Below are 11,496 nucleotides of genomic sequence, written 5' to 3'. Positions count from 1 at the left end.
TCCACTTTTAGTGTCCCTGTTTATTTCTTTTGTTTAGAATTTTCACAAGAAGCAACAAATGTCACAGGAATTAATGTCATACCTGAAATTGATATAATTTTCAAAAAAGTTTTAATGTTTTCATAATTCTACAATTAATATATAATAAATCTATATATATATATATATATTACAGAATAGTTATATATATAGAATAGGAGATATGTATGAAAAACAAAGCATTTAAAAAGGGTCTTTTAATTGTGCCTGCATCAGCACCATTAATAGGACTTACTTTGACTCTTTCAGCAAATCATTCAAAACAAGATGTGAATGTTGCAATCAATAATGATAATTATGTGTTTGATAAAGTTAATTCTAATATTTCAGATGATATTTGAACAGGTTATGATAATTATAGTAATGGCACAGTCCATAGGTGATACAACTCTTTAGATGCAAATGGAGTAACTAATTTAAGCCAAACTGGAAATAATAAGCTTAAATGAAGTGCAACTGGCGATGCATGGTATAGATTATTCGATGCTTCAACCCCAGGTTTACCATCAAATATTAATCAAACTAATTGAAACGGTGAGGGTTTTGCTAATGAAATTGGTAATATGTATTCTTGAGAAAGAGATGGTGCTTCATCATCATTACCTGATAACACTGGTTCTTGATGAAATGGAAATGGATATAATCCATTAACTAATACTAAAAAAGTTAAAGTTGGTGTTAACTTAACTAATGCTGATACAAATAATGACTTTTTTACTGCTGGAATTTACTTTTCTGACGATATTAGATTAGTTGGTGATATCAAGATTCACTTATTTGTTAAAGAAGATAGTAGCAGTGTTAATATTGATCAAACTGAAGGTAAATTAACTACATATACTATAAATATCAATGATAATCCAAAAGCCAATATTGGCAAAATGGAAATAAGCCCATGAATAGGTAAAACGCAACAATTAACTAGCGCAGATAAATCAGTTAGTACAACCATAAATGGTAAGTCAAAAATGGCTTACATTAGTGACTATGCTTATTTACCATATTATGATCATATTCCTGATGAGTACAAAAATAATATGTCAGATGTAAATAAAAATCAAAGAAACTGATGACAAAACACTAGACAACAAGGAAGTAATGAACTTTATGATGTTTTAATTAGAGGTTATACTCCACAAGCGGTAAGAAATTCTAAATTTACTTTCACAACCGATAAATACAATAAAGTTGCTTTTGGTTTATTTCAACACTCAATAATTAGGGATAAGACTCCTGTTATTACTAAAAATAATATAACTCAAAATCAAGGAGGTTTATTTGTTTTTAGAGTTAATACAAGTACATCACATAATGAAATTGTTGCAGGAGCTGTAGTTGAATTAGAAATGAAACCATTCAATAATTCAACTGAACCTTTTAATCAATTATATGCTGGTAATACTGGTTCAACCACTGAAAAGAAAACATATTTTGGAGTTTCAGAATATAGAAATTTAAATAATAGAGATGAACACAAGGTTATTGGTGGATTTATTAAAATGGCTGATCGGAAACAGTCATATTTAAAGAAATTTAATACTGAAGAAAAAATTCAAAATGATCTTGAATTTTACGATCAAGTAACTGATGGAATTCCACAAGCTAATTTATCTATTTCTGAAAACGGAAATAGTGCTTTTGCATACAATATAGATAAAAATGGTGTTTCTTATGACAATAAAAATGTAATTAGAACCAGAAATATTTATCAAGATTATAAAAAATACAATAACTTGGATAATTTACGTCTAAATGCTTCTTTTGTTCCAGGTACAGATACCAAAAAATGAAGAATGATTACTAAATCCTCAACTGCTTCTGCGTCAACTACTTTTGGAAGAGAGTATCTTGATTTTGCACCGATTGAATACACATTTACAGATTTAGAATATCTTAAAAGATATATTCAATCTAAAAAATGATTAACTAAAGGTGAAAAAGATGCTTTAACTAGATATGTTGAAGCTGATACTTCTTTTAATGTTGATAATGAATTTACAGATACAGATGCTAAAAATAGTTGAAAAAACAAAATTGATACAATTGATGATTTACAAAAATCAATAGAAGAAAAATATAAAGAGGTTTGTGAATTTCCACTTAATACTGAAATTTATGATAGTGATTGAAATACAATTGCCACAAACAAAATGCTTTATGCTTTAGCTGATATCTCAGTTAAAGAAAGTTTAGAAGATTTTATTGACACAAATTCTAGCATTATTAAACTTAAATCTGATGAATATAATGATGATCCAAAAGCACAAGATAGAAGTAATTCAAGTAAATATAGTACATTAGAATCATTTGATTTTTTAAGTCGAATTTTACAAACAATTAAAAAAGTTTTAGGCGATAGACTTGATGCAATTCTAACTTCTGGTAAAAATAATTTAAATTCTCTATATAGCAAATTGAATGATTACGAAATTACAAAAGCTAATTCTCAAACTTATTCAACAAATAATACAAGAGCAACTAATTTGTTAACTAATAATCTTATTCAAAATGTTATTAATACTTTAACAACTGAAGAACAAGTTAAAACATTTGACTCAACAAAATCAAAGCCTTATGAATCTAATATTAAGAATGTTTTAGATACTATTGCAAATTTAAATTCTCTTGTCACAGAAAAAAATAATTTAAAAACTCAAATTTTAGAGCAACAAAAACCTCAAAATGATTTTAAAAATTATGCTGTTTTTACAAAATCAACCAATTCTATTAATTTAAATTCTTTTGATACTTTTGATGCAAATTTAAAAGATGCAAATAATAAGACAATTCCAAACATTTTTGAATCAACTAGCATGTTAACCACTTTTTACACTAATGGAAAAAATACTTTACAACAAAATTGAATCAATAAATTAACTGGTGATGAACTTAATGGAGCTGTTGAAGAATTTAAAAAAGAAATCAACAATTTTACTTTCTTAAATGGAAATGAAACTATTGGTGAAAAATTCTATATCATTAATTCTCTAGAAGGAAAATTGGGATGAAAAGGTCCTTTTACCTATAATGCTCAAACTAAAACTTTAGCAATTAATGCAAATTATTATTCAATTATTAATGATGAAATGCAAATTGCATTTGATATGGCAATAGAAAATGCCAAAGATCAAATTAATAGTCTTACTTATTTAAGTAAAGATGAAAAAGATAATGTTAAACAATTAATTGGACAAGCTCAATTGTATAAAGATACTTATGTAGCTGATGAAGACTATTCTAATAAAGTTCTAATCGGTTCAGATAAAAATATCAAAACTATTGTCGATAAATGAACTGATATTAATAATGAACGTGAAAAAATTAAAGATTATAGTGCTACTTTTGGTTATCCAGATAAAAACATTAAACCTTCAACTGCAAAACAAGGTTTAATTACTACTGATAGTATTGATCCTAATAAGCAAGGGGTAGAAACTAAAATTATTGGTATTAAAGCTGATGATAATGCTGGTACTTTAGTAGTTACTTATAAAATTCTTAAATCAAGTGATAAAGACAACATCTATACAGAAAATAAAACTTATAAAATTACTGGTTTTAGTGATGAACAATCAAGAATTGAAACTTTAAGCGCTACTCCAGAATATAAAGATCCGAGTCAAAAATCAAATATTCAAGCCTCAACTGTGGTAAAAGCAAATAAAGCAAATATTGATATTGTTTGACAATTACCAACTAATACAAAAATTTATGAAAATAGTGTTAAGTATCTTGGTTATAACGATATAACTGGCAAAATTAAAATTGCTTATAAATTGCAATCTAACAAAGATGTTAATGCAATTTCAACAGAAAAGACTGCAGAAATAACTGGTTTTCAAAATGAGGTAACTAGATTAAATAATTTAGTAAATCAAGATTCTAATGCAAATAAAATTACTAATATAAAAATTGTTTCTAATCCAATTAAACGTGCTTCAGATTCAACATTAAATACTGATTATAATGTTAATTTAATTGATTCTAATTTTGCTAATGCTAATAAAATTAGTTTAACAAATGTGAATCAAACTTCAACTGATGATGATTCTGGTTCAGTTACTTATACATATAAATTTAAGACTACAAGATTAGCGAGTGATCTTGTAACAATTGAAGGGCAAACTGTAAATAATAACAATATTTATAGTAATGTAACTAATCCTCAAACTAGAGCTGGTTTCTTAACTCAAGCTCAATATGAACAAAATCAAAAAGATGCAAAGAAAAAAGCAATTGATAATTATCAATATTTAAATGATGCACAAAAAAATGCTATTAAAGAAGCGATCCAAAATGCTTCAATTGATCAATTAGACCAAAAAGTTTCTGATGCAAATGATTTAAATAATGCAATGAAAGCTTACATTGACGCAACTAATAATATTGAAACAATTAAAAAAGGCACAAATTATACTCAAGCAGACAATCAAAGTGCTTTAGATGATGCAGTAAATCAACAAAAAACTGATGTTGATAAGACTAAAGGATCTAATTTATCATTAGAAGAAGTTAAAAAGAGAACTAAAGCAATTCAAGATGCAATTAGTAATTTAAACGGTGAAGAAAGATTACAAGAAGCTAAAGAAAAAGCAATTGCTAAAGTTAATTCCGATTATTCATCATTAACTGATAAACAAAAAGAAAAAGCAATTGCTTTAATTAATGCTAAAAATACCATTGCAGATGTTAACAGTCAAGATGCAACTAATAATGCGTTAAATTCATCAATGAAAACCTTGCGTGATTACATCACGAAACAAAATACTGTTGTAACAGGTGGCGATTATATTTACACAACAAATGATTTAAGATCTGCTTATGATGGTAATCCTGTTAAAAATAATGGTCAAAAAGGTGGCGCAATTAAAAAAGCAGAAGATTTATTAACTGCTTTAAATACTAAAAATAATTCTGACTTGATGAATAAAACTAATGTTGACTCAATGAATACTGAAATTCAAAATGCAATTAATAATTTAAATGGTCAACAACGTTATAATGATGAATTAACTAGATTAAATTCATTACAAACTGCAACTGCCAAAGTTAAAGATAATTCAAAAAATACTAAAACTGCTAGTGAAATTACTAAAGATGATGTTGAATTTAACGATTCTACAATCCCTGCAGATGTTAAACCAGTTGATTGAGTTATTTCAAATCGAAATGAACTAACAGGTAAATTAGACTTAAGTTACAAATATCAATCAACTAAGGAAAATCTTGAAAGTATCCAATCAAGTAAAACTTATATTTTAAATAATGATAATGCCTTAAGCACTTTAACTGAACAAGAAAGAGTAGATGCTATTTTAGCTGATTCAAATAATTCATTTACTATTGATGAAAGTGATACTAACGCAATTGATAGAAATCAATTGCCAAGTGAAGTTGCTAAAAAAGCTATTAAAGCGTTTAACAACCCAGCAAACTTAGATGTTGAAGGTTATTTAAACAGTATTCAGTTATCGCCAAACAATGATAATGGTACATTAGATATAACATTCAAAATTGCTTCTACCAAAGCAATATTGAATTCAAATAATGACCCACAAAATCCAGCGGTTGTTTCAACTAACACAAGAAAAATTACTTTAACAGGCTTTAAAACTACTTTACAAGCTGAAAAAGAAAAAGTTGCCCAATACATTAATAACAATGTTCCTGAAGCAAAAAAACAAACTTTATTAGATGAATTAGAAAAAGCCAATAATCTTAATGAAGTAGCTAAAGTTCAAGTTAAAGCAGAAATTGAAAAAGCTATTGCTGATGCAACAAATAATTACCCTTATTTAAATAACAATCAATTAGACGCTTATAAAGCAGATTTAAAATCAGCTACTTCAACTGAAGCAATTCAAACTCGTAGTGCAACAGCAAGCACATTAAATGCCAAAATGAATGAATTAAGTGATGCTGTTAAAGCTGAATTAACCGCTTTAACTAAAAAGGCAGTTGAAGATGATCAAAACAATGATGCTAAAACAGCTATTGTTTATACTTTAGCAGATGCTAATAAAAAACAAGCTTATGATAATGCTTTATCAGCAGCTCAAGAATTACTTAATAAAACTAATGGCGCTAACTCAGAATTAAGTGCTGTTGAAACAGTATTAAGCAATTTACAAACTGCTTATGGTGAGTTAAATGGTGATCAAAACCAAAATGCATTAAATCAAAGAATTGATGATTTAAACAATTTAACACCTAAACAAAAACAAGCTATCAAAGATAAAATTGATGGAGCCGCTAATAAAGAAGAAGCAAACAAAATTAATGAAGCAGCTAAAAACTTAGATAAAGCTATTGTTGATCTTAAAGCTAAAATATCTGAAGCTGAAGGCAAAAAAGATAAACTTGAATATACAGGTGATACAACGGGTAACCAAGCTAAATTTGACCAAGCAATTCAAGATGCTAAAAAAGCCTTAGAAGGCTATGAAACAGCTGATTTAAGTAATTTAAACAAAGATCAAATTGCTGAAAAAACCGGTGAAATTAACACTCAAACGTCAACCTTAAATGATGCAATTGATGCCTTAGATGGATTTAGAAACAAATTCAAAGAAGATCTTAATAATTGAGAATTATTAGATGCTAGTCAAATTAAAACTTTACAGGGCAAAGTTGATAATTTACAAAAACAACCAACACAAGAAGAAAAATCAAGCATCCTTCAAGAAGGATTAAGTTTAAGTAAAACCAAAGCGTCAAACAAAATTAATAATAATTATGCAAATCTTTCAAATGATGAAATTACTGAATTAGTAAGAAAAGTTAATAATGCTGCACTTGATGAAACTCAAGGTCGCAAATATGACGCTGCTGTTAAAGCGATAATTCAAGAAGCTGAACAATTAAATCAAAATAAACAAGCAGCTATTAACGCAATCAATGATTTAAGTGATTTAACCCCAAATCAAAAAGCCGTATTTGAAAATCAAGTTAAATCATCGCCAACATCACAAGCTTCAACTGTTCAAGAAACTGCTACAGCTTTAAATACTGCCATTTTAGAAGCTAAGAATGTTGTAAAAGAACAAATTCAAAAATTAGCAAAAGATGACAGATTAACCTATGAAACAGCTAAATCAGCAAATAAAGTTGCTGACAAATATAGATTAGCAGATGCTGCTTTAAAAGAAACTTACGATGAAAAATTACAGGCTTTAAATGATTTAATTGTTAAAGATAATGCTTCAAAAACAGAAATTGATAATGCTAAAACAGAATTAATTTCTGCTTATAATGCACTTAATGGTGAAGAAAACAAAAACAAAAAAGCTAAAGCAGTTGATAAACTTGATAATTTATCAAAAGATCAAAAAGATAAAATTAAAGACTTATTAAATAATGCTACTGATGAAGAAGCTGCACAAAAAATCTTAGAAAAAGCTCAAAAATTAAACTTAGATCTTGGTGACTTAGAAAAACAAATTACTTCTACAGAAGCTAAAGTTGCAACAAGTATTTATACCAACGATGTCCAAGATAGAAAAGAAACTGTTGATCAAGCCTTGAAAAATGCTAAAGATAAATTAGCAGAATTAAAAGCTAAAGATTTAAGCAATGCAACTGCTGATTCATTAAATGGTTTAGCTAATGAAGCAAACCAAAGTAAAGAAGCCTTAAAAACTGCTGATGAAGTCCTTGATGGAAATAGAGAAGTATTAAGAAATGACATTAAGAATCATTTCCCAAGTCTAAACGAAAACCAAAAAGGCTTATTGAAAGCTGAAATCGAAAAATTACCAAAAGTTCCAACACAAGAAGAAACACAAGCTGTTTATAACAAGGCTCTTAAATATGCACAAACCAATGCCAAAGATGAATTAGCTAAACTGGATAATTTAACTAAAGCTGAAAAAGATACATATATTGCTAAAATTGATGCTGCCACATTAGATAAGACAAATGAAGATTTTGCTATTAATGTTAAAAATCTTTTAGATCAAGCCAAAACTGATGAAACAGCTAAAGCAAAAGCTATTGGAACAATTAATAAATTAACTAACTTAAATCCAGCTCAAAAATCATTCTTAACTGAAAAAGTCAAAAATAACCAGGCAAGTGAAGTTAATAATATTGTTGAAAAAGCTAAAGCAATTAATGACAAAATGAAAGCTTACAAAGATATTGCCGAAGTTGACAAAACAAGTGTTGATTATGTTGAAGCTGACGAAGATCGTCAAGTTAAATACAATAATCAAGTAGCAATTAGAGCTGAAGATTTAGGTGATAATGGAACTAATTTAAGTGTTGAGCAAATTGATACTAAAATCACTGAACTAAATAATGCAATCAACGGATTAAACGGTGATGAAAAAGTTGCTCAAGCTAAAGAAAACGCTATTGCTAAAATTAAAGGTGAAAACCCAATTTATAACAATTTAACCGATCAACAAAAAGATGAAGCAATTGCTAAAATTAATGAGCAAAATTCAGTTGCCGATGTAAATACAGTTGATGCAAATAATGCTTTGGTTAATGGTACAATGGCTACACTTGATCAATACTTAAACAACGAATCTAAGATTAAAAACGATATTAATTACACAGGTTCAGAAGAAGATTTAAGAGAAGCATATGACGATGCTATTCAAGCTTTAAAAGACTATGAAACAGCTTTAAACGAACCGAGCGATGATACAAAAGACATCTTAAGCAATGACAAGATTGCAGAAAAAATCAATGCGGTTCATGAAGCAATTAATAACTTAAATGGTAAAGAACACATTAAAACAGTTAGAGCTGAAGAAATTGCTAAAATTAATGCTTTAGAAAACATTAATGATGCTCAAAAATTAGCTTTAATTGCTAAAGTTGATAAGGCTACAACTCCTGAAGATGTTAGAGCTGTAACTGAAGAAGCGCAAGCATTAGATGGAAAAATGGCTGAGCTTAAACAAGCAGTTGTCGACAATCAAGACATACCTAATAGTGTTGATTACAAAAATGCAACTGAAGAAAAAATGCGTGAATTTGATAAAGCGTTTAATGATGCAAGTAATTTAGCTGATAAAGAAAACGGAAGCGCTGAATTAAGTGTTGACAACATAGATTCATTAATTGAAAAATTAAATGTTGCCGCTCAAAACCTTGACGGTGATGAAAAAATCAATAACAAAAAAGCTGAAGCAAAAAACTTAATTAATAGCCTTGAACATCTTAATGACGCTCAAAAAACAGCTTTAATTGAAGAAGTTGATAAAGCTAAATTGTTAGCTAATGTTGACAAAGTGGTTGATAAAGCTCAAACATTGAACAATGCTATGGGTCAATTAAAAGAAACAGCTAAGGCAATTAATGATGAATTAACTCAACCAGATAATCCTAAATATGTTGCAGCTTCTCAAGAACCAAAAGCTAACTATGATGAAGCTAAAACCAAAGTTGATGAATTAATCAGTAAACAAGGTACTAATGAAGACGTTGCTAAAGTATTAGAATTAGAAAAAGCATTAATTGATGCGAAAAATGCTCTTGATGGTGATAAAAACTTTGAATATGCTAAACAAAAAGCGATTGAAAAAGTTCATGAAAATAACAACTTAACTCCTGCTGAAAAACAAGCTTTAATAGATCAAGTTAAAGACTTAGCTATTCCTTCTAATTCAGATAATGCTGATGAAGTTCAAAACTTCAAAGACAATTTAGATAAAATCGTTAATAAAGCAGACTTAATTAATGATGTTAAAAATAATCCTAATTTAACACCTGAACAAAAAGCAGATTTAATCGACGATATTGAAAAAGCTAATGTTGATGATAAATTAAACAGCAAAGCTAACAAAAATTCATATAGTGATACATTAGACAAGATTAAAGCTAAAGAAAAAGCTTATGAAAGAATTAACGCTACTGAAGACTCTCAATTAAACGCTGAAGATAAAGCAAAATTAAGTGATAATATCAGTCAATTAGACCCTAGAGATAAAACATTTGCTGATCAATTAGCTAATGAAGAACTTAAAGAAAATAAAATCAAAGAAATAAGAAGCAATCCTAATTTAACTGATGAACAAAAAGCACAATTAATTGATGAAGTTGCTAACTTAAACAATAAACAAGATGATTTAGAAAATCAAATTGCTAACATTGACCAAAAAGCTGAACTAATTGAAAAAATTCAAACTAATGAACACATTAGCGATGAAGATAAAAACAAATTAGTAAATGAAGTAATTAATGTGCCTCATGATGACAGTAAATTAACTGATAAATTAAATAACATTGAATCTAAATTGAATTTAATTGATCAAATTAAACAAAACCCTAATTTAGATGAAAATACTAAAGAAGCTTTAATTGATCAAGTTCATAACTTAGCAAAAGATTCAGATAATTTTGCTACTGAAGCAAATAATATTTCAGTTAAAGTTAAAGCAATTGAACAAATTAAAGCAAATGATGAGTTAATTAAAGAAAATAAAGCAAATCTAGTTAATGAAATTATTGACTTAGATAACAATCAAACCAAATCAAGTCTTGATCATCAAATTAGTAATGTTGATAAAAAAGCAAATCTTTACGAACAAATTAACCAATCAGACTTGCCACAAGCTCAAAAAGATGCATTAATTGCTGAATTAGACCCAATTAATGCTAATAGCGAAAATGCTTTAGTAAGCTTTGACAACATCAAAGATCAATTAAATAAATTAAGTAAAATTAATAATGATCAATCTTTAAGTGACAATGATAAAGCTAAATTAGTTGAAGATGTTTTAGCTAACGATCCAACTGAACAAAACTACAATGAAATAGCTAAAAACATTAACAAAAAACAAGAAGCAATTGATCAAATTAGACAAAATCCAAACTTGACACAAGAACAAAAAGATTCAATTTCTCAAAACATTAGAGAATTAGATGAAACAAGCGAAGAATTTACTAATAAATTAGACAATGAAAAAGCTAGATTAGAATTAATTGATCAATTACATCAAGAAGCTAAAGACAACAAAATTTCTGACGAAACTAGAGATAAATTAATTAGCGAAACACTCAATTTAGTTAATGATTCAAGCTTTATAAATAACTTAAATAACGTTAAAGTTAAAGACAAATTAATTCAACAAGTTAAAGCGAGCGATGTGCTTAATGACACAACCAAAGCAACATTGATCAATAACATTTTAGATAATAATGCTACAAGCGAAGAATTTGATAATAAACATAATCAAATTACTCAATTATATGTTGATGCTGAAGAATTAGCTAAAGCTAAAAATGATTTAGTGGATTTAACCGAATCTAAGAAATTTGAAAAATTAACTAAATATCAAAAAGATGCAATTAATAAAGCAATTACTGATTCAGATGAAATTTTAAATAATCTTAACTCTCATAACAACGAAGATGTAGTTAAACAAACAACTATTGATAAAAAAATAAAAGAAATATCGCCAATCTTAATCTGACCATACTTTGTAGCTACTTCAGTAGCAACTT

At 27.8% G+C, this 11,496-nt stretch carries 1 protein-coding gene; it reads left to right on the top strand.

Going from position 1 to position 11,496, the window contains the following annotated elements:
• Positions 1–206 precede the first annotated feature (206 nt).
• Positions 207–11,496, top strand: an 11,290-nt coding sequence (locus VBM88_RS00005) for a lipoprotein 17-related variable surface protein (protein ID WP_323680121.1), incomplete at its 3' end; no start/stop codon positions are given.

This window comes from Mycoplasma sp. 1232 (assembly GCF_034863345.1).
Lineage (GTDB): Bacteria > Bacillota_I > Bacilli_A > Mycoplasmatales > Metamycoplasmataceae > Mycoplasmopsis.
Note: the sequence above shows the minus strand (reverse complement) of the source record. Positions and strands in the feature narration are given on the sequence as shown.